The organism is Pseudoalteromonas carrageenovora IAM 12662 (assembly GCF_900239935.1).
In the GTDB taxonomy this organism is placed as follows: domain Bacteria; phylum Pseudomonadota; class Gammaproteobacteria; order Enterobacterales; family Alteromonadaceae; genus Pseudoalteromonas; species Pseudoalteromonas carrageenovora.
Map to the genome: position 1 here is coordinate 3,195,901 of NZ_LT965928.1, position 20,919 is coordinate 3,216,819.

The 20,919-nt window shown below is 40.5% G+C and carries 19 protein-coding genes; 11 read left to right on the forward strand and 8 right to left on the reverse strand.

Annotated elements, in window-relative coordinates; translation table 11 throughout:
* Positions 1 to 35 precede the first annotated feature (35 nt).
* From rpoD to ALFOR1_RS14565, 10 genes are all read left to right on the forward strand, one after another.
* Positions 36 to 1,883 carry an RNA polymerase sigma factor RpoD gene (gene rpoD, locus ALFOR1_RS14520; protein ID WP_058549379.1) on the forward strand — a complete coding sequence of 616 codons (1,848 nt, stop codon included), beginning with the start codon at positions 36 to 38 and terminating at the stop codon, positions 1,881 to 1,883.
* Positions 1,884 to 1,949: 66 nt separating this feature from the next.
* Positions 1,950 to 2,831 (forward strand): 50S ribosomal protein L11 methyltransferase, encoded by an 882-nt coding sequence (gene prmA, locus ALFOR1_RS14525; RefSeq protein ID WP_104643381.1) that lies wholly within the window; start codon positions 1,950 to 1,952, stop codon positions 2,829 to 2,831.
* A 280-nt stretch (positions 2,832 to 3,111) separates the two neighbouring features.
* On the forward strand, positions 3,112 to 4,083 hold the full coding sequence (gene dusB, locus ALFOR1_RS14530) for a tRNA dihydrouridine synthase DusB (protein ID WP_171038382.1): 972 nt from the start codon (positions 3,112 to 3,114) through the stop codon (positions 4,081 to 4,083).
* 19 nt (positions 4,084 to 4,102) lie between these two features.
* Positions 4,103 to 4,393 (forward strand): DNA-binding transcriptional regulator Fis, encoded by a 291-nt coding sequence (fis, locus tag ALFOR1_RS14535; RefSeq protein ID WP_002957804.1) that lies wholly within the window; start codon positions 4,103 to 4,105, stop codon positions 4,391 to 4,393.
* Positions 4,394 to 4,718: 325 nt separating this feature from the next.
* Complete coding sequence (purH, locus tag ALFOR1_RS14540; RefSeq protein WP_104643382.1) at positions 4,719 to 6,305, forward strand: bifunctional phosphoribosylaminoimidazolecarboxamide formyltransferase/IMP cyclohydrolase; 1,587 nt, start codon at positions 4,719 to 4,721, stop codon at positions 6,303 to 6,305.
* A gap of 101 nt (positions 6,306 to 6,406) precedes the next feature.
* Positions 6,407 to 7,228 (forward strand): class I SAM-dependent methyltransferase, encoded by an 822-nt coding sequence (locus ALFOR1_RS14545; RefSeq protein ID WP_104643383.1) that lies wholly within the window; start codon positions 6,407 to 6,409, stop codon positions 7,226 to 7,228.
* 16 nt (positions 7,229 to 7,244) lie between these two features.
* The gene (purD, locus tag ALFOR1_RS14550) at positions 7,245 to 8,528 is read left to right on the forward strand and encodes a phosphoribosylamine--glycine ligase (protein WP_104643384.1); all 1,284 of its coding nucleotides are present in this window, start codon (positions 7,245 to 7,247) and stop codon (positions 8,526 to 8,528) included.
* 109 nt (positions 8,529 to 8,637) lie between these two features.
* Entirely contained in the window at positions 8,638 to 11,178 is a 2,541-nt protein-coding gene (locus tag ALFOR1_RS14555) for an EAL domain-containing protein (protein WP_104643385.1), read from the forward strand.
* Between the two features lie 22 nt (positions 11,179 to 11,200).
* Entirely contained in the window at positions 11,201 to 12,010 is an 810-nt protein-coding gene (locus ALFOR1_RS14560) for a DUF2797 domain-containing protein (RefSeq protein WP_104643386.1), read from the forward strand.
* A 6-nt stretch (positions 12,011 to 12,016) separates the two neighbouring features.
* Positions 12,017 to 12,310 (forward strand): hypothetical protein, encoded by a 294-nt coding sequence (locus tag ALFOR1_RS14565; RefSeq protein ID WP_058549371.1) that lies wholly within the window; start codon positions 12,017 to 12,019, stop codon positions 12,308 to 12,310.
* 13 nt (positions 12,311 to 12,323) lie between these two features.
* Here the strand turns inward: ALFOR1_RS14565 and ALFOR1_RS14570 are convergent, their stop codons facing one another.
* From ALFOR1_RS14570 to ALFOR1_RS14595, 6 genes are all read right to left on the reverse strand, one after another.
* Positions 12,324 to 13,241 (reverse strand): histone deacetylase family protein, encoded by a 918-nt coding sequence (locus tag ALFOR1_RS14570; RefSeq protein WP_104643387.1) that lies wholly within the window; start codon positions 13,239 to 13,241, stop codon positions 12,324 to 12,326.
* A 93-nt stretch (positions 13,242 to 13,334) separates the two neighbouring features.
* Positions 13,335 to 14,876 (reverse strand): serine hydrolase, encoded by a 1,542-nt coding sequence (locus ALFOR1_RS14575; RefSeq protein WP_104643388.1) that lies wholly within the window; start codon positions 14,874 to 14,876, stop codon positions 13,335 to 13,337.
* A gap of 11 nt (positions 14,877 to 14,887) precedes the next feature.
* On the reverse strand, positions 14,888 to 15,382 hold the full coding sequence (locus ALFOR1_RS14580) for a gamma-glutamylcyclotransferase family protein (protein ID WP_058549368.1): 495 nt from the start codon (positions 15,380 to 15,382) through the stop codon (positions 14,888 to 14,890).
* A 22-nt stretch (positions 15,383 to 15,404) separates the two neighbouring features.
* Positions 15,405 to 16,031, reverse strand: coding sequence for a LysE family translocator (locus ALFOR1_RS14585; protein ID WP_104643389.1), 627 nt, complete (start codon positions 16,029 to 16,031; stop codon positions 15,405 to 15,407).
* 11 nt (positions 16,032 to 16,042) lie between these two features.
* Entirely contained in the window at positions 16,043 to 16,816 is a 774-nt protein-coding gene (locus ALFOR1_RS14590) for a hypothetical protein (RefSeq protein WP_104643390.1), read from the reverse strand.
* 9 nt (positions 16,817 to 16,825) lie between these two features.
* Positions 16,826 to 17,308 carry a CreA family protein gene (locus ALFOR1_RS14595; RefSeq protein WP_058549365.1) on the reverse strand — a complete coding sequence of 161 codons (483 nt, stop codon included), beginning with the start codon at positions 17,306 to 17,308 and terminating at the stop codon, positions 16,826 to 16,828.
* Between the two features lie 179 nt (positions 17,309 to 17,487).
* Between ALFOR1_RS14595 and ALFOR1_RS14600 the strand changes: the two genes are divergently transcribed.
* Positions 17,488 to 17,817: a 5-carboxymethyl-2-hydroxymuconate Delta-isomerase gene (locus ALFOR1_RS14600; RefSeq protein ID WP_058549364.1), complete on the forward strand. Its 330-nt coding sequence runs from the start codon at positions 17,488 to 17,490 to the stop codon at positions 17,815 to 17,817.
* 61 nt (positions 17,818 to 17,878) lie between these two features.
* Here the strand turns inward: ALFOR1_RS14600 and ALFOR1_RS14605 are convergent, their stop codons facing one another.
* Together ALFOR1_RS14605 and ALFOR1_RS14610 are read right to left on the reverse strand one after the other, a co-directional pair.
* Complete coding sequence (locus ALFOR1_RS14605) at positions 17,879 to 19,759, reverse strand: methyl-accepting chemotaxis protein (RefSeq protein ID WP_058549363.1); 1,881 nt, start codon at positions 19,757 to 19,759, stop codon at positions 17,879 to 17,881.
* A 170-nt stretch (positions 19,760 to 19,929) separates the two neighbouring features.
* A complete protein-coding gene (locus tag ALFOR1_RS14610; RefSeq protein WP_104643391.1) occupies positions 19,930 to 20,883 on the reverse strand; it encodes a LysR family transcriptional regulator in 954 nt (317 codons plus the stop codon).
* Between the last annotated feature and the right edge of the window lie 36 nt (positions 20,884 to 20,919).

Below are 20,919 nucleotides of genomic sequence, written 5' to 3' on the forward strand. Positions count from 1 at the left end.
TGTATCAACTTATCAGAGTGGAAGAAACAATCTCTATGGATCCAACTCCTCAGTCACAATTAAAACTTCTGATTCAAAAAGGTAAAGAGCAAGGCTACTTAACTTTTGCAGAAGTAAATGATCACCTTCCACAAGACATTATAGACTCAGATCAAGTAGAAGATATCATTAGCATGATTAATGACATGGGTATCAAGGTTAGCGAAAACGCGCCTGATGCCGATGAATTAATGATGCAAGAAACAACGACAGACGAAGACGCAGCAGAAGCTGCCGCTGCAGCACTTGCAACTGTAGAAAAAGAAATCGGCCGCACAACGGATCCGGTTCGCATGTACATGCGTGAAATGGGTACTGTTGAACTTCTAACACGTGAAGGCGAAATTGTAATCGCTAAGCGTATTGAAGAAGGTATCAACCAAGTACAGATTTCTGTTGCAGAGTACCCTGAAGCAATTACTTACCTACTAGAACAGTGGGATAAGTTTGAAGCTGAAGAAATGCGCTTAAGCGATATTATCGTTGGATTTATTGATCCTAACGAAGATGATGCGCCAATATCAGCGACTAACATCGGTTCAGAGTTAAGTGAAAAACAACTTGATGACGACGATGAAGACGATGACAAAGACAGCGACGATGATGAAGACGAAGAAGAAGTAGATACCGGCCCAGATCCTGAAGAGGCACGTGTACACTTTGAAAACTTACGTGATTTATATAATAAGGCACGTGATACGTTTGACTCTAAAGGTCGTTCGCACCCTGAGTCTCAAGCCGCTATTTTTGAAATTGGCGAGCTGTTCAGAACATTCAAATTAGTACCTAAACAGTTTGATCGCATGGTTAATAACATGCGTGAAATGATGGACAGAGTTCGTATTCAAGAACGCCTAATCATGAAACAAGCGGTACAAATTGCTAAGTTACCTAAGAAGACCTTCATTAAGCATTTTGCTAATAATGAAACTGATGCTTCTTGGATTGACGTAGAAATCAGTGCTAACGAAAAGCATTCGGCTAAACTTGAAGAAGTTAAGCCAGAGATCATTCGTAGCATCAATAAACTATCTGTTATTGAACAAACAACAGGTTTAAGCATAGAGCGTATTAAAGACATTAACCGTCGAATGAGCATTGGTGAAGCGAAAGCCCGCCGTGCGAAAAAAGAAATGGTTGAAGCTAACTTACGTCTTGTAATCTCAATTGCTAAAAAATACACAAACCGTGGCTTACAGTTCTTGGATTTAATCCAAGAAGGTAACATTGGCTTAATGAAAGCGGTAGATAAGTTTGAATATCGCCGTGGTTATAAGTTCTCTACTTATGCTACATGGTGGATACGCCAAGCAATTACTCGCTCAATTGCTGACCAAGCAAGAACAATCCGTATTCCGGTACATATGATAGAAACGATTAATAAACTTAACCGTATTTCTCGTCAAATGTTACAAGAAATGGGTCGTGAGCCAAATCCAGAAGAATTAGCAGAACGCATGATGATGCCTGAGGATAAAATCCGTAAGGTACTTAAAATTGCAAAAGAGCCAATTTCAATGGAAACACCAATCGGTGATGATGAAGATTCGCACTTAGGTGACTTTATCGAAGATACCACTATTGATTCGCCAATTGACTCGGCAACAATGGAATCTCTTCGTGGCGCAACTAACGATGTACTAGCAGGCCTTACAGCTCGTGAAGCTAAAGTACTACGTATGCGTTTTGGTATTGATATGAATACCGACCACACCTTAGAAGAAGTAGGTAAGCAATTTGACGTAACACGTGAGCGTATTCGTCAAATAGAAGCGAAAGCGCTGCGTAAATTACGCCACCCTTCTCGCTCAGATTTACTGAAAAGCTTTTTAGACGCTAAATAATTTAGCGCTTCATATAAACTAAAAAGGCCGCTGTAGCGGCCTTTTTTCTATTTCAAGGAAACAATCATGGCTTGGATCCAAATCCGTATCAATGCCAATGCTGCAACCGCAGATGCAGTAAGTGACTTACTAATGGAAGCAGGCAGTGCGTCTGTTACTTTTATAGACGCTAAAGACACCCCTATTTACGAGCCTAAAATTGGCACCGCTGTGTTTTGGGCTGATACTACCGTAATCGGTTTATTTGAAGCTAATCACGATATGAACGCTGTAATTGCCTTATTAAAGCGCCACGATGAAATTAAAGACTCGCTAGTATATAAAATTGAGCAACTAGAAGATAAAGACTGGGAGCGTGAATGGATGGATAACTTCCACCCTATCCAGTTTGGTGAAAAGCTATGGATTTGTCCTAGCTGGCGCGACATCCCAGATCCTGATGCTGTTAATGTATTACTTGATCCAGGCCTTGCGTTTGGCACAGGCACGCATGCAACAACAGCACTTTGTTTAAAATGGCTAGAAAGCCAAGACCTAACTGGTAAAACCGTAGTGGACTTTGGGTGTGGCTCAGGCATCTTAGGGATTGCTGCTATAAAGCTTGGCGCTGAGCGCATGATTGGGATTGATATTGATCCGCAAGCACTTGAAGCAAGCTTAGATAACGCTAATCGTAACGGCGTTGCCGATAAGCTAGAAGTGTACTTACCAGAAAACCAGCCAGAGTTTACGGCCGATATTGTAGTGGCTAATATTTTAGCGCAACCACTGAGAGAGCTACACAGTGTAATTTTAGGTTTGCTAAAGCCAGGTGGCAAAATTGCCATGTCAGGTATTTTAGAAGAACAAGCTCAGTCAGTAGCTGATATTTATGCACCCTTTATTGAGCTCGATGATATTGCCATTGAAGGTGATTGGACACGAGTTAGCGGCACTAAAAAAGCCTAACAACTGACACGCGAAATTTAGAGTATTAACTCAAAACTCGCATGTAAAGCCTGTATTTAACAGGCTTTACTATTTTTTTACATATTATTTTTTTTCTAATTATTGTGTAAAAAATAAAACCTGTATAAATTTCAAACAAATTAACCTACTTGTCATGCGGTTATCAAATGTCAATACGAAAAGGGCAAAAAAAAGTCACTTTTGTTCAATTTATAGCCTTTGATTTTTCCTAAAAAAACCGTAAACTTAGCGCCCCTTGAAAAGAGGCCTATTGAATACAGTGCGTATCGGTTCATACCAACTTGAGAATAATGTAATAGTCGCGCCAATGGCAGGTATTACAGACAGACCATTTAGACAACTTTGTCGCCGCTTAGGTGCGGGGCTAGCTGTGTCTGAAATGCTATCGTCAAACCCTAAGGTTTGGAAAACTGAAAAGTCGATGAACCGTATGGATCACAGCGGTGAATCGGGTATACGCGCGGTGCAAATTGCAGGAGCAGATCCTGAGCTTATGGCGCAGGCCGCACAATTCAATGTTGCAAACGGTGCACAGATCATAGATATCAATATGGGGTGCCCAGCAAAAAAAGTGAACAAGAAACTCGCAGGCTCTGCCTTATTACAGTTTCCTGAACTTGTGGAAGAGATAGTTGATGCAGTCGTTAATGCTGTTGATATCCCGGTCACACTTAAAATCCGAACTGGATGGGATCAGGACAACCGTAATGGTGTAGAGATTGCGAGAATAGCTGAGCGTTATGGCATAGCGTCACTTGCCGTACATGGGCGTACACGCGCATGTATGTATAAAGGTGAAGCAGAATATGACACGATTAGGGATATAAAACGCTCAGTGTCGATACCTGTTGTTGCAAATGGTGATATTACATCACCAGAAAAAGCAAAGCAGGTTTTGGACTATACGGGTGCAGATGCCATTATGATTGGCCGAGCCGCCCAAGGTCGCCCTTGGATATTTAGGGAGATAGACCACTATTTGCGAACTGGAGAACACTTACAGCCGCCTGCTATTTCAGAGGTACGCAGTATTTTAATGGAGCATTTAGAAAACCTCCATGCGTTTTACGGTGAGCCAATGGGAGCGCGAATTGCTCGCAAACATGTATCTTGGTATTTGCAAACCCATGACAGTGATGGTCAGTTTAGGCGAGTATTTAATGCGCTCGACAACCCACAGGCACAGGTTGACGCATTAAAGCAATACTTTAAAACACTAGCAGCTAACTAAGAAAGAAAGAGATTAAATAATGTTCGAACAAAACGTGACTTCTCCATTTATCACAAACCCTCATGTTCAGTCACACGAGAAACCGCAGCCATTGCGTGATGCAGTAAAAAAAGCTGTTCACCACTATTTAAAGCAGCTTAACGGTCAAGATGTGCAAGACGTTTACGACCTTGTTCTTTCAGAGCTAGAAGCGCCATTACTTGAAGAAGTAATGACATATACACGTGGCAATCAAACTCGTGCGGCAATTTTACTAGGTATCAACCGTGGTACTTTACGTAAAAAGCTTAAAAAATACGGCATGAACTAATACCAATTATATTGAAAGCGTAAGCATTCTAACGCGCTAAACAAGCCCATAACGGCGTTAAAAATTTCTTATGTAGAATAACTACACTTTAAAATTTTTGCCTTGTTATAGACTTGTTTTTCTATCGTTATAACTGCTTACTAATCCAATACAATTGGTATAATGCAAAAAAAGCACCTTAGGGTGCTTTTTTTATGCGTACAATTTAGTAGAGATGTTGCAAAATGCTCACGCTTATTGGCGCTTTATAAGTCGTTTTTTGAGTAGTAATCAGTTAAAATGCCCGCTTCTAAGCTAGCTCATTAACTGAGGAAATCAAACTACAATGGATACTCATCGTCCCATTCGTCGCGCACTTTTAAGTGTGTCTGATAAAACCGGTATTGTTGAATTTGCCCGCGCACTAGAAGCGCAAGGTGTAGATATTTTATCAACTGGCGGTACATGTAAACTCCTTGCTGATAACGGCATAAAAGTGACTGAAGTTTCAGATCACACAGGTCATCCTGAAATCATGGATGGTCGTGTTAAAACCCTTCATCCTAAAATTCACGGCGGCATTTTAGCTCGTCGCGGACAAGATGAAAGCGTAATGGCAGATAACAACATTTCTGCTATCGACATAGTTGTAGTTAACTTATACCCCTTTGCGAATACTGTCGCTCAAGAAAACTGCAGCCTTGAAGATGCCATTGAGAACATTGATATTGGCGGCCCTACAATGGTTCGCGCAGCCGCTAAAAACCATAAAGATGTAACGATTGTGGTAAACGCGGGCGACTACAACCGTGTTATTAGCGAAATGCAAAACAACAATGGCTCAACAACGTATAAAACACGTTTTGATTTAGCCATTGCCGCATATGAGCACACTGCTCAATACGATGGCATGATTGCTAATTACTTTGGCAAAATGGTTCCTGATTACACTGAAGAAGCCGCCACCGATACTAAATTCCCACGTACTATCAATATGCAGTTCACTAAAAAGCAAGATATGCGTTACGGTGAAAACTCACACCAAGATGCTGCTTTTTACGTTGAAAACGATGTAAGCGAAGCGTCAGTTGCAACAGCTACTCAGCTACAAGGTAAAGCGCTTTCGTTTAATAACATTGCAGATACCGATGCTGCACTTGAGTGTGTTAAAGAATTTGATGTACCTGCGTGTGTGATTGTTAAACACGCAAACCCGTGTGGTGTTTCAATTGGTGATGACATCCTACAAGCATACGAGCGTGCATTTAAAACAGACCCAACATCAGCGTTTGGCGGCATTATTGCCTTTAACCGCGAGCTTGATGCAGCAACAGCACAAGCCATTGTTGATCGCCAATTTGTTGAAGTGATTATTGCCCCTAGCATTTCAAGCGAAGCAGCAAAAATTGTTGAAGCTAAAAAGAACGTACGCTTATTAGAGTGTGGACAATGGAGCGGCAAAGCAACGGGCCACGACATTAAACGTGTAAACGGCGGTGTTTTAGTACAAGATCGTGATTTAGGCATGGTAACCCAAGGCGACTTAAAAGTAGTGTCTAAGCGTCAGCCTTCTGAGCAAGAACTTAAAGATTTACTATTTTGCTGGAAAGTCGCTAAATTTGTTAAATCAAATGCGATTGTTTATGCCCGCGACGGTATGACTATCGGCGTAGGCGCAGGCCAAATGAGCCGTGTTTACTCAGCTAAAATAGCGGGGATTAAAGCCGCCGATGAAAACCTAGAAGTACCGGGTTCAGTTATGGCGTCGGATGCGTTTTTCCCATTCCGTGATGGTATTGATGCAGCAGCAGAAGCTGGTATTACCGCTGTAATTCAACCTGGTGGCTCAATGCGCGATGAAGAAGTTATCGCCGCAGCTGACGAAGCAGGCATGGCTATGGTGTTTACTGGCATGCGTCATTTCCGCCACTAATCACACAAAGGGTTAAACACAGCGTTTAACCCTTTTTGTTTGCAATCAATTCACGTATTCTGGTTAATCTAACACCTAATTTTTATGTTAAGGAACAAACGATGAAATTTGCACTAAAGTCACTACTTGTTGCCTCGCTTACGCTTACATCAACTATGGCGCTTAGCCATAACCATGAGTCGAGTCTGAGCCATGCAGTTCAATCAAGCGAACGTAGCGCTAAAAATAGCGCCCGTGATGAATATCGTCACCCTGAGCAAACATTGGCATTTTTTGGTTTTAAACCAACAATGACCGTTGTTGAAATTGCGCCAGGTGGTGGTTGGTACAGTGAAATTTTAGCTCCAGCCCTTAAAGAGCAAGGCTTATATTACGCTGCGCACTTTCCTAGTGATTCATCTGTAGGTTACTACCAACGTTCTCTAGCTGCCTTTAAACAAAAAGTGGCTGAAGATGAGCGCTTTAGTAAAGTAGAAATTTCTGAATTTGCCCCTTTAACACACACTGATATAGCCCCAGCGGGTACAGCCGATATGGTATTAACCTTTCGCAATGTACATAACTGGTACATGGGTAAAGACACTGAAGGCGCATTAAGTGCATTTAAGTCTTTTTACACAGCGCTAAAACCAGGTGGCACATTAGGTGTCGTTGAACATCGCTTAGATGAAAGCCGTGCTGATGAGGATCAAAAATCAACAGGCTACATGAAGCAAAGCTACGTAGTCGACTTAGCTAAAAAAGCTGGGTTTGAACTGGTTGCAACAAGTGAGATTAACGCGAATCCAAAAGATACAGCTGATCACCCTAAGGGCGTGTGGACGCTACCACCTAGCTTACGACTTGGCGAAAAAGACGCTGATAAATACAAAGCTATTGGTGAAAGCGACCGTATGACGCTGAAATTTAAAAAACCGCTTTAAATAGGAATAGTACGCCATGAATGTATTAGTCATTGGCAGCGGCGGCCGCGAACACGCACTTGCGTTTAAGGCCGCTCAAAACAGTAAAGTTAACACCGTGTTTGTAGCGCCAGGTAATGCAGGTACTGCACTTGAGCCAAAACTAAAAAACGTAGCAATTAACGTTGAAGACCTAGATGGCTTATTAAGCTTTGCACAGCAAAACAATGTGGAACTCACCATTGTTGGTCCTGAAATACCGCTAGTTTTAGGTGTTGTAGATAAGTTTCGTGAACATAACATGGCTATATTTGGCCCAACAGCGGGCGCAGCTCAGCTTGAAGGCTCTAAGTCGTTCACTAAAGACTTTTTAGCACGTCATGATATACCAACCGCCGATTACCAAACGTTTGAACAAATTGACCCTGCCCTTGCTTATTTAAAAGAAAAAGGCGCGCCAATTGTAATTAAAGCTGACGGTTTAGCCGCAGGTAAAGGCGTTATCGTCGCAATGACAGAGCGCGAAGCTGAAGACGCTATTCGCGATATGCTTGCCGGTAATGCCTTTGGTGATGCAGGCAGCCGCGTAGTAATTGAAGAGTTTTTAGATGGCGAAGAAGCATCTTTTATCGTTATGGTTGATGGCAAAAACGTTTTACCGTTTGCAACTAGCCAAGATCATAAACGTGCTTACAATGGCGATGCCGGTCCAAATACAGGTGGCATGGGTGCTTACTCTCCTGCGCCAGTTGTTACCGACGAAATCCACCAGCGCATTATGGACGAAGTGATCTTCCCTACGGTAGAAGGTATGGCAAGTGAAGGCCACCCTTACACTGGCTTTTTATACGCTGGTTTAATGATTGACGAAACGGGTACGCCTAAAGTTATTGAATACAACTGTCGTTTTGGCGACCCTGAAACACAACCTATGATGTTACGCCTTCAATCTGATTTAGTAGAACTAATTGAAGCGGCTAACCGTGTAGAGCTTGATAAAACCACTATCGAATTTGACTCACGTGCGGCAGTAGGTGTTGTACTTGCAGCAAAAGGCTACCCAGGTGATTACCCTAAAGGTGATGCTATTTCGGGCCTTAAAGTTAATTACCCTGCTGATGAAAAAGTATTTCATGCGGGTACTAAGCAAGATGGCGAAAACGTTGTTACCGCAGGCGGACGCGTATTATGCGCAACAGCACTTGGTAATACCGTAACTGAGGCTCAGCAGCGTGCATACGAGCTGGTAAAACAAATTAGCTGGGAAGGTATGGAATATCGTACTGATATTGCCTACCGCGCTATTGCTCGCGAGCAGTAACCTCGTACCAATTTATTGGTATAACCAGTTAATTTAACTACAAAAGCGCAGTTTATCTGCGCTTTTTTAGTGCTACACTATTTAAAAGAGTTTTTAAAAGTACGCAGCGTTGGAATTAAAAACATTACGTTATCATGCAGTTGCTGTCGCTATTCTGATTTTAATTTTTTATATTATCAGTACATTAGCGTCAAACCTTGTGGTGCCTACACGTTACACCATAGATAAAACTGCGCCTGTATACTTAGATTACGCTTATTACCTAGACGACACTAAATCGCTTACTTTTGACGATGTTATTTCCCAGCCCGAATTACTCACCCATCAACCTCTAACTGATATACCGTGGAGCTTTACTCAACAAAACTATTGGCTGTTTGTTGATTTAGAGAATAAAAGCTTACACAAGCAAAATATAGTGGCCCATTTTGATAACCCAATGGTTGATCACCTGAGTATTTATCGCCTCACTAAAAATAATAAATTAATAGATACCTATAAATTAGGCGACAAAGAAGAAGCACTCACTTTATTTCAGTACAGCGTACCGCATATACGCTTTTCACTTGCTAGCAAATCATCTGAGCGCTTAGTCCTTAAAATAGATACCTTGGGAATAAGTAAAACCCCCGTAAGCCTCTACCGCGATAAAGAATTTATCGACCTAATGCGTTCGCAAACAGGAATTTGGGGAATATTTGCAGGCGTTTTGCTTATGGCTGCACTTTATAATTTAGTACTTTATTTTGGAATTAAAGACCGTGTTTACCTTATTTATATAGGTTACATACTCAGCGCACTTACCCTGATGGGCACGGTACTTGGATTTGGCTTTTATTTATGGCCAATGCAATGGCAGTTGTATTTTCATGAGCAGGTCGTATTTAGTAACTATGCCATAGCATTTTTTACTCTTGCTTTTTGTACTATGTTTTTGCGTTACCATAAAGATAATTGCTGGCGATACAAAATGAGCGTTTGGCTACTTACGTTTATGTTTGTAATGGCTATAGCCAGCTTATTTATACCTGAATATATAGCCGCGCCAATGTTTTTTTGTGTCATGGCGCTTTTGTATATCGTTTGCGTTATTTTAATTTATAACAAATTACGCAGTGGTTTTAGATGGGCAAAGTTTTACGTGTTCTCGTGGGTGCCACTGATATTTGGCGCGGCTATACAGCCAATGGAGCTTACAGGCTTTTTACCGTATAGCTTTACTACACGCCACGCCCTGCTAATGGCCATATTGTGTGAAGTTATTTTAATGGCTATGGCCCTTGCCGATAGGGTGCGCTTTCAGCGAGAACGCTCGCTTTATCATGCAACTCACACACAGCAAACCAAATTGCTCAACAGCGCTAAATTAAAACAAGCGTTTATGGCTTTACAAACTCAAGAGCGCTCAACTACTTTGTGCTTAATTAAAATTCGCCACTTTAACTCATTAAATACAATTATTACCCCCTCTCAAGGCTATGCCCTTATAAAGCACATAGCTAAAGAGCTAGAGCTTGAATTAAGTCACGAGCGTGAGTTTGCTAACTTAGATGTAGATTTAAACACTAGCCCTCGTATTGCCGACTTAAGCAGTGGTGTATTTGCTTTTATATCTACAAAAACTCAGCCTCAAAACATGCTTGAAGAGCTTTTAAGAAATATAATTAGTAGCCTTCCAAAACAATACGAAATTAAAGGGTTAAACCTTCAGCTAAATTACAGTATAGGTATTAGCAACGCCGGACAAAGTAACGATTTTGAGTACTGGCTTAAGCGTGGTTATTTAGCACTTAAACAAGCTAAAAGTAGCCTTGATAACGTCAGCTCCGCCTCTAATGGTAATAAATTAATGATGGATGTCGCTTTAGCAGCTAAATTACAAAAAGCGATAAAAACAAATAGCATAGCTCTTTATTATCAACCTCAAATTAATTTATTAGACAATCAAGTCAGTGGCGCAGAGGCATTATTACGCTGGCCCGATCCTGAATTTTGCCATTTGTCTATTGAAGAACTGATCATACTTGCAGAGCACACCGGCATAATTAACGAGCTGACTCTATGGGTTGTTGAGCAAGCCTGTAAAGACATCATCGCATTTACGCAAAACGGGCACCCTAATCACACCATTAGCGTAAACCTCAGCGCTAAAAATTTAACGATTAATAACCTAGCCGAAAAAGTAGAAAACCTACTTATAAAATATCAGGTACCCGCTCACCTATTAAAATTTGAGTTAACCGAATCAGCATTTGTAGATAGCCAAGAAGCACTAATACAGCTTGTTGATGAGTTAAGTGCACTGGGAATCAAAGTTGTATTAGATGACTTTGGTACAGGCTACGCATCTCTTAATTACCTAGTTAACTATCACTTTAGTGAGCTCAAAATAGACAAGTCTTTTGTGCTTGATTTACCTAATAACGCCACCCATCAAGTTATTGTGCAAACAGCCATTGATATGTCACATAACCTAGGCTTATCAATCACTATTGAAGGAGTAGAAACCCAAGAAATCCACCAGCTCCTTAAAACAATGAACGCAGATAGAGCTCAAGGCTATTTATACGCAAAAGCACTCCCATACACCGACTATTTACACTTCTTAAAAAGCCAATATAGCTTAAAAATGTTAGACTCCTCTTTTTAACATCTTTAGGGGCCAAGTAAAGATGCAAGGCACTTTGCGTAAATTAAAATCGAGCTTAACAGAGCCGGTTCAGTATCACCTTCCGGTTGGCGACGAGCTGGTTGATTTAAATGCATACATAGGTAAAGAACTCACGCTTACTTTTAGCGGTACTATTTTATGCTCTAACTGCGGTAAAAAAACTAAAAAGAGTTATTCACAAGGTCATTGCTTTGTATGTATGCGTAAGCTTGCTAGCTGCGACATGTGTATTATGAAGCCAGAAACCTGCCACTACGGTCAAGGTACATGCCGAGAGCCACAGTGGGGCGAAGCAAATTGTATGATCCCACATTACGTCTACTTAGCTAATACCTCGGGATTAAAAGTAGGCATTACGCGCCATACACAAATACCTACACGTTGGGTTGACCAAGGTGCTACTCAGGCTTTACCTATTTTTAAAGTACAAACACGTTTGCAGTCGGGCTTGGTAGAGGTTGCATTAGCAGAGTTTATTGCCGATAAAACTAATTGGCGCAATATGCTAAAAGGCCAAAACGAAGCAATAGACTTGAAAGCTGCCGCCGCGGAGCTTATTCCACAAATCAGCGATAAACTAAACGAATTAAGTGAATTATTTGGGGCAACAGCTATAGAGCAACTTGATGAAGACGTGGTTGACCTAAACTTTCCGGTTACAGAGTATCCTACTAAAATCAGCTCGTTTAACTTTGATAAAAACCCTGTTGTAAGTGGTGTTTTACAAGGCATTAAAGGCCAATATTTAATTTTTGATAATGGCGTTATTAATATCCGTAAATTTACCTCGTACGAAGTAACCGTAGGCTAACACGCTATGCTAAACAGCTTCCCACAGTTATTGGTTATTTATAATGAGCTTGAGATAGCGCATAACCAACAAGAGCAACAAGAGTGCTTACACAGTGTTACGCAAAGTGAGCTAAACGACGTACGCGTACTTAATAAACAAGGCGACTTCGTTGATTTACAAGGTACTGCTTGCCCTGCCCCATCTGGGGAGCAACTAGCACAGCTGGTAACTACCTATTTATTAAATGAAGGGCAATGTTGCTTAGGCAAAATTAAAACGCTAAGCACTACGCAGGCGTTTGATTTACTAGGGTTATAAATTTTCTCTTTATTTAAAGCTCAGTGAGTACTTTAATATGCGCTACAGCACTTCTTCCTAAAGCTGATAGCGCATAACCGCCTTCAAGGTATGATATAACCCCCCTGCAACCACTGTCTTTAACAGCGTTACACAACTGCTGTGTTAGCCAAATATAGTCATCTTCTACAAACTTTAAACTTGCCATATCATCTTCTAAGTGTGCATCAAACCCTGCACTTATAAATAACAGCTCAGGTTTAAATGCTTTCAATTTGGGTAACCACTGAGTATTAAATACCTCTTTTAAGTCGTCGCCATTACTGGCTATTGGTAAAGGCGAATTAACAATATGATTATTATTTTTTACCGCTGTATTTGGGTAAAACGGGTATTGAAATAACGAGCAAAGTAATACGTTTTCATCGTCAATAAAAATGTCTTGCGTGCCATTGCCATGGTGCACATCAAAATCGGCAATCGCAATACGTTTAATCCCTTTGCTTTGCGCGTACTTAACAGCAATGGCTAAGTTATTAAATACACAAAACCCAGATGATGAGTTTTTGTTTGCGTGATGACCAGGCGGGCGAACAGAACAAAAAGCAGCATCTAGCTTATCTGCAAGTATTTCATCTACAGCTAACAGCCCAGCGCCTACAGCGCGCTCAATTGCTTTTAATGAATCAGGGCATAGCCATGTGTCGCCATCGAGGTTATTTAATCCCTCTTGTGGAATTAAGCGCTCCACAAGATTAACTAACGACTCATCATGCGCTAATAGATAATCCTCGCGCTTTGCTTTAGGTGCTTGTAAATGAGTAAGCCCTACATCTACACCACTGGCGAGTAGTCGGTCGGTAATAGCATCTAAGCGCTCTGGACACTCGGGATGGTCGTCAATCATTTTATGTTTACGGCAATGAGGGTGTGAAATAACTGCAGTACGCATAAAATGCTCCTAAGCAAACTAGTATGAGCGTTTAATATAACAAAGCCACCTAGTGGTGGCTTTGCGACTTTGGTGTATAGCAAGATTAAATTACTATTTAGCTTTTAAATTTAGGTTTCTAAAATCAAAGCTAAAGTCGGTAACCGCTGTTGATACCGCGTGTATTTTGGCGCTATTCACACGATTTTGTGAGCTCATTTCAAAACGAATAAACGCATCGGCTTCTAGTAGCTTTTCATCCCACTTAACAATAAATGTATTACCCGTGTAATGCTCAAGGGTGCCTTTTAAGCGTTTGGTATGTGTAAAATCAATGCGTAATTTGCCATCTAACTGCTCAACAATTACATCACCGTACCAATCATCATGTAAGGTGCCAGTGTAATTGATATTAGGTAACTGTGGCTGGTAGTCTGCTGGCGCATCGGGCTTAGCATTCGCATAAGCTTTTTGTTTACTGGCAAAATGCTTATCAGCTAAATCTTCTACCCAGTCTTTATCTTCAAGTTCTAGAGCATCTTCAAGCACTTCATGAGTAACCGCCGAAAGCGCACTAAATGCTTGCTGATTAGATAAAATGACAATACCAAGCTTTTTCTCTGGTAGTAACGTGACTTGCGATACCATACCTAAAATACCACCACCGTGACCTAGCTTTTTAAAGCCGTGGTAATCTTCAATGCTCCAACCTAGCCCATATCCTCTAAATTGCTGATGATACGCTTCAAATGCACTTTTAGAGGCCATAGAGGTAATATGCGGATGCCACATTTGCGCTTGTTGCTTTTCGCTAAATAGCTGCTCGCCGTTTGGCATTTTACCACCCGCTAATTGCGTGCGTAGCCATTGGCTCATATCGCTTACGCTAGATGCAATAGCACCTGCACCTCTAAAATCTTCTAAGTAATTAACAAAAAATGGGTTGAGCTTGCCATCCATCGGAATATGACCAATTGCCCAATTTTTATTACTTTTAGGAATACGCGAAAAGCCCGCACGAGAGTTATCCATATGTAGCGGCTTTAATATATTTTTTTCGATGTAATCGTTCCAGCTTATACCCGACACACGCGCAACAACTTCACCTGCGGTGACAAACATTAAATTGTTATAAGCATATTGGCTGCGAAAGCTGCTTGCAGGTTTTAAATACTTTAACCCAGCTAAAATATCTTCTATAGATTTATCGGTGCTTGGCCAAATCATTAAATCGCCTTGCCCAAGGCCTAATCCACTGCGGTGACTTAATAAATCACGAATACGCATTTCACGGGTTACGTATGAGTCATATAATCTAAATTCAGGTAAGTGATCGATTACTCTGTCATCCCAACTCAACTTACCTTCATCAACTAATTTAGCCAGTGCGGCGCTGGTAAATGCCTTTGTGTTTGAAGCAATACCAAATAGCGTGTCTTTGTTTACTTGTGCGTTAGTATTTAAGTTACTAACACCAAAACCTTTAGCAAATACTACTTGATCGTCTTGCACTACCGCTACAGCCATACCGGGTACGTCAAAGCGTGCCATTGAGGTTTTAATTACCTCTTCTAAATTATTGGTATTTATTTGTGCCCAACTGCTAAAGGTGGCACTTGCAAGCAAGGCAAAGCTGGCTAATTTAGTTAATGTCATGGTTATCCTTATTATTTTTGATGAACTGCAAATTCAATATCGGCACGCTCTTTATTAGTATCGCTTTTATGCGGCCGGTTAAGTATTGCATCACTGTATTCTTTTGGTACGCCCGCCTCAAGTGCTCCGCGATGAACGTGCTGAATATACCAATCGTATGGCAGTACATCGTTATCGTACGTATTGGCTATATAACAATGCGCCTCTATTTGCTCGCCATCTAAAAGTGTTGGCTTAATTGCAACGCAATCGTATCCTGGGCCTTCAATAGTATCTAAAACTGCTTTTTCTGCTTCATTAACTTCATAAACAACGCCATACACTAACGCGTTTTTATCATCGCTTTTTTGAATACTGCATTTACCCGACCCATCTTTAAATAACATATTAAAGGTAAGCTCGTAACCTTTTAATACCGCTGTACCAACACGTTTAGCTTGCGGTAAACGTGCAAGTAAGCGGTTGGACGACATATTTGATCCAAACGAAAAGTTATAAATAGGCATGTTTACTCCTGCTCTTATTAATTTAAATTACAACGCGAATAGCTAACGCTATTAAACTAACGCCAATACCGCGGTCAAACCAATAACCACTTTTTTGAAAAAAGCCCCGAACACCCGGCTTTGAAAGCACTAAAGAGAGCATTGAGAACCACACCCAGGTGGCCAATGCCATATAAACGCCATACGCTATTTGCACGCTAGTAGGTGTCGTTACACTAATTACTAAGGTAAATAACGACATAAAAAAGAGGGTTGCTTTAGGGTTTAGCGCATTAGTTAAAAAGCCACGCCTAAAGGCAAGCCACACGCTTTCTTCAAGCACGGTTTTGTTTTCTATAGCATCGCTTGTATTTTCAGGCGGTTTTGCAGCTCTTAACGCTTGCACACCTAAATATGCCAAATAAGCACCTGCGAGGTATTTAAGCGCTATAAATAAATTAGGTGATTGCGTTAAAATAAGTGCAACGCCTAATACGCAATAGCCAACGTGCAGCAAAATGGCTACCCCAACGCCGGCACTGGTCCATAAAGCATTACGCCTACCTTGCTGTACACTTTGTTTAAGTACCACAGCAAAGTCCGGTCCTGGGCTCGCTACTGCAAAAAAGTGTGCAATAGCAATAAGCAAAAATTCATCTAAGTAATTCACAAGTATCCAATTTAATTTGGTGCATAGGCGAGTAATAACGGATTAGCTGAGTTGTCTACTAAGGCTTTAATTTCTTTCTGAGCCTTTTTAAATTGGCTTCGTAAATGCGGCTTTAAATGTTTTTTAGACTCTTTATCGTTTTTAAAGTAGCTAATTAACGCGTGCATAAATACGGTATGGGTTTCGCTTAATTTAGCCTCGCGGTTAGCATAAGGGTTATAGCACGAGCCACATCCACCTTTAAATTGATACACTGTATTGCTCATCATTACACCAAAACCTAAAAAGCATGCCACTGCATCAGCTGCTTGTGGCAGGTAGTCTTTACCACCTGGCGGTAGCACCGCAACATGGTGTATGAGTATGGTAGCTAACGTACCTGCAAAGCTTGCTACTAAATCTTGTGGCTGATTTATTTGATTAGGATTAAACGAGACATTAATCGCATGGCTTGGCGGTACTATAAGCTGGCTTGTATCACCTCGTAGTTGCTCACTAAATTCAAAATGAGGAAATACTTGTGGCTGCAATTGCTGTGGTGCTACTAGCTGTATTGGCCATTTGCTCATACCAGCGTAATCGCGCACACGGGTAAATACGTTGGTGGCCATTTCTTCTATACTCGACACCGAGTCAGGGAAGTATTTAGCCGTTGGCAATATTATTTGAGTATGCTTTGTAAAAAAACTGGCATCAAAGTTTTCTACCGCCCAAATAAAAGTATCAATTAACCACTGCTGCTCTGCCTGCTCAAGCAGTGGCTTTGTTTTAAATAACGCTAACATAATCTGCTCTTATTCTTGTTCAAGCGCCCAATCCCACGCTTGGGTATTGTAAAGCGGTACTGTTGATAGTGCATGATGATGACTACCACTGGATTCTTTTGTTGAGTACGATAAGTACAGCAACGTACGGTTTTGTGCATCGTAAATACGGCGTACTTTTAGTGATTTAAATAAAATACTTTTAGATGATTTAAATACCACCTCACCCGACTTACTGCGATCTATAGCTTGTAATTGATCGCCCGTAATCGGCCCCGTTTGACGACACGCTATAGACATATCGGAAGGATCGGAAAAATCTAAATCTGCCTCAATATGGCTAATATGACATGTAACACCTTTTACTAGCGGGTCTTGCTGCGAATTTACCACCACATCTTTAGTAGTAAATAGACCTAAGCTCACCGATGCAACATCGTCAGAGCAAGCACTTAATGTAACAACTGCACTTAGTAGCACAGCTAAGCGTTTAAAATTTTGCGGTAATTTCATATTAATCCTTAATTTTGCTTTATAAGCTAAGCGAAGGTTCACGTGTCTGTTTTTATACTACCATCAAAAATAATTACTTTAGAGTAAAGATTTTCAATACCTCAGGGGTTAGCGCACTACGCTGTATTTGCTACAATTGCGCCCACACCCATGCAGTAACTTACAATAGGAAATGCTCAATGCCGCATATTATTATTGAACACTCAGAAGACCTTCCTGTTCTCCCTCAAGTACTTGTAGAAAAAGTACATAATGCAACTTTTCAAAGTGGCTTATTCGATTTAGAAACGATAAAAACCCGTGCCATTGCTTACCAACAATATCAACTAGGTGCAGGTAAAGAAGGATTTATTCATATTGCGGCACATATTATGTCAGGGCGTTCTATTGAGCAAAAGCAAATGCTTAGTGAAAGCCTGCTAGAGTGTTTAAAAACCTACTGTCGCGACTCAGACAGCCTAAGCGTTAATATTTACGATATTCAACACGAGATCTACCGTAAAAATTAAACAAAAAAAAGCGCGTTATAACTGAGTTACAACGCGCTTTATAGTTTAAAGCTTTAACTTTTTATAATGTAAATTTACCAAGCAACTCTTTTAATATATTCGACTCCTTATTCAAGCCATTACATAATTGCTCTGAATTTTTCATATTTTGCTTTGTTTGCTCTGCCGAGTCAGAAATCATCACCACATTTTGACTTATTTCAGACGTAGCTAACGTTTGCTCACGTGTTGCTGTAGCAACCGAGCTGTTTAGCTCACTTAAAGTCACTATTTCCTGCGATATACCAGTTAATGTACTGCCTGTAACTTTTAATCGCTCTGCGTTTTCAAGGGTATTTTTACTGCCAAGTTCAATGGCTGATACCGTGCTAGAAGCTTTAGTATTTAATGAATCAATCATTTCGTTTATTTGCTCTGTAGACTCAGCAGTACGCATAGCCAGCGTACGTACTTCATCAGCAACTACAGCAAAGCCTCGGCCATGCTCTCCAGCTCGCGCAGCTTCTATGGCAGCATTAAGCGCTAATAAATTGGTTTGCTCAGATATAGCCTTAATTACATCAAGCACTTGCGTAATAGATTTTATTTCACTAGAGAGCTCAGTAACGGAAGCAACCGAGGTCGCCATGGCAGTTTCTAGTTGCTCCATGTGTTTTATGGTGCCATTAACAAATTCAACCCCTTTGTGAGTGGTTTCCTCTGTAGTAGTTGCTATATCAGATGCATTACTAGCGCTGTTTGAAATATCTTGTACGGTTACTTCCATTTCATTCACCGCAGCTGCAACCGTTTGTGTGCTTGATGATTGCACTTCAGCCAAATTAGCAGCCCCTTGGACTTGTACTAGCACACTTTCAGAGATACTTTTTACATGATTAGCAGAGTCAGACACTTGCTTAAACATACTATGCAATTGCTCTAAAAATAAATTAAAGTTTGCTGCCAGCTCAGATATTTCATTGTTGTCGTCTGTAGGTAACCTAGCAGTTAAATCACCATCTTTTTTAGTTAACGAATTAACCGCTGCAGTTATGTTTTCAATAGGTTTAAAAATTTGCGCAACTAATACCCTAGCCAGTACAAAGCCGATAATGGCAATAATAACGCCAAATAATAAATTACTATTAATGGCACTATTAATAGGCCCATAGAGTTGATTCTCTGGTATTTCGGCCACTAAATGCCAACCTAATGATTCTATAGGTGTGCTTGAAACAACATAATCTTCATCGCCAATTTGTTTATTTACAATGGCACCGTTTTTAATCTCATTAATATTAATTTTTTGACCCATTAGATCTCTATCACTGTGAAGCATCACCTCGCCATCATCAGAGACCAAATAAACTACACCGGCTTCACCAATGCGGTATTCATTAATTAAATTGATCATAGAATCGAGCGAGCGGCCAACACCAGTAATTGCTGTACGTTCACCGCCTATTTCTAATGCGTAATTAATAAATACCACCATAGTATTTGTGGTTTTATCAATATCCAGCGCTATCTCGAAGGGTTTATTTGATGATAAAAATTGATCAAACCAAAGGTCTTCGCTTCTGTCTATTTTTCTCGAAATACCAGTATCTGTGTAATAGTTATTGGTGTTTTTTGAAATAATATAAGCCATAACGGCTTTGTTATCTTTTTTGATACTTGCTAAATAGTTAATGTAATCGGCTTGTGTTTGCTCAGACTCGCCATTACTTAGCCACTGTTTAACAAACAAATTTTGTGCTATTTCTTTAGCAACAATAATGGGGGTAGACAGCTCAAGCTCAATTTTGCTTTTCACTTCGCTAAGTGCTGTAGGTAAGTCTACTTTTGCGAGTTTATCGCCTATATGACTTTGGATACTATTTGAAAATAAAAATGTAGAAACAGCTAAAGGAACAACAATAGCTAAAATAAGACTTATATAAACTTTTTGCTTAAGTAACATACGATACCTATAAAATGAACAAAGGATTGAACTCACACTCGCTTACAGTAAATATAGGATCAGCTGCGCAATAAGCCCAATAATTAGAAAAATAGAATGTTAAAAGAGGAATGTGCATTTTAAATAAATACGAGGAGCGAATAAAACATCAAAAATACGCGTATTAAAGTTTATAGCGATTCTGGCCACTCTTTAGCATCAATAATACCCTTAGCTATTAGCTGATCTCTTAATTCATTAATTGTGTGTTTTAACTCATCCCGAATTAACCTAACAGCAGGGGTAATAAGCTGCCTACTAGGGAGTACTAGCCACATTTCGGTAAGCGGCACTTTGTAGTCACTCATTAGCCTTTGAAGCCTTCCGCTTAATAAATCTTGAGCGACATCAATTGCTGATTTTTTGGCAATACCGGTTCCATCAATACACCAACGCCTTACAATATCGCCATCGTTAACTGCGCGGTCACTATTCATTTTAATTTTGAATTTTTGATCGTCGTTATAAAGCTCCCAACCATCGTGAACTACTTCATATAACTTATATAAAAGAGCATTATGATTAAGTAAATCTTCGGGTGTTAACGGCTCACCGTGCTTGGCAATATAACTTGGCGATGCGCACAACACGTGAGGAATATCACAAATTTTAAAACCATATAAATTGAGCTCTTTTACTGCATCTTTAGTGATTGCCCTCAGAGCAACATCAACTCCATCACGGTAAAAGTCGGCACGGCTATCACTAGCTTGTAATCGCAAAGTTACTTCGCTGTATTTATCCATAATGTTATTAAGTAAAACACGCATTAAATTACGGCCCATTTCTGAGGAAACCGCCATGCGCACTTCACCACTTATCGACTGCTGCTCTTCGTGAATAAGTACTTGGCCTTGCTGCAGTAATTCGAGTGCTTGCTGGCATAACGGTAAATAACGCTCACCCTCAGACGTAAGACGTATTTGCCTTGTGGTACGTACAAAAATCTGAGCGTTAAGTGCTTTTTCAATACGTTTTATAGATACGCTTGCAGCCGATGAACTCATATCTAATTGGTTTGCAGCCGCCGTAATAGATTGCAGCTCTGCCACTTTAAGCAATACTTGTAAGTCAGCAATTTTCATCAAAACCTCTTACTGTTTAGCTACGTAATTAAATAT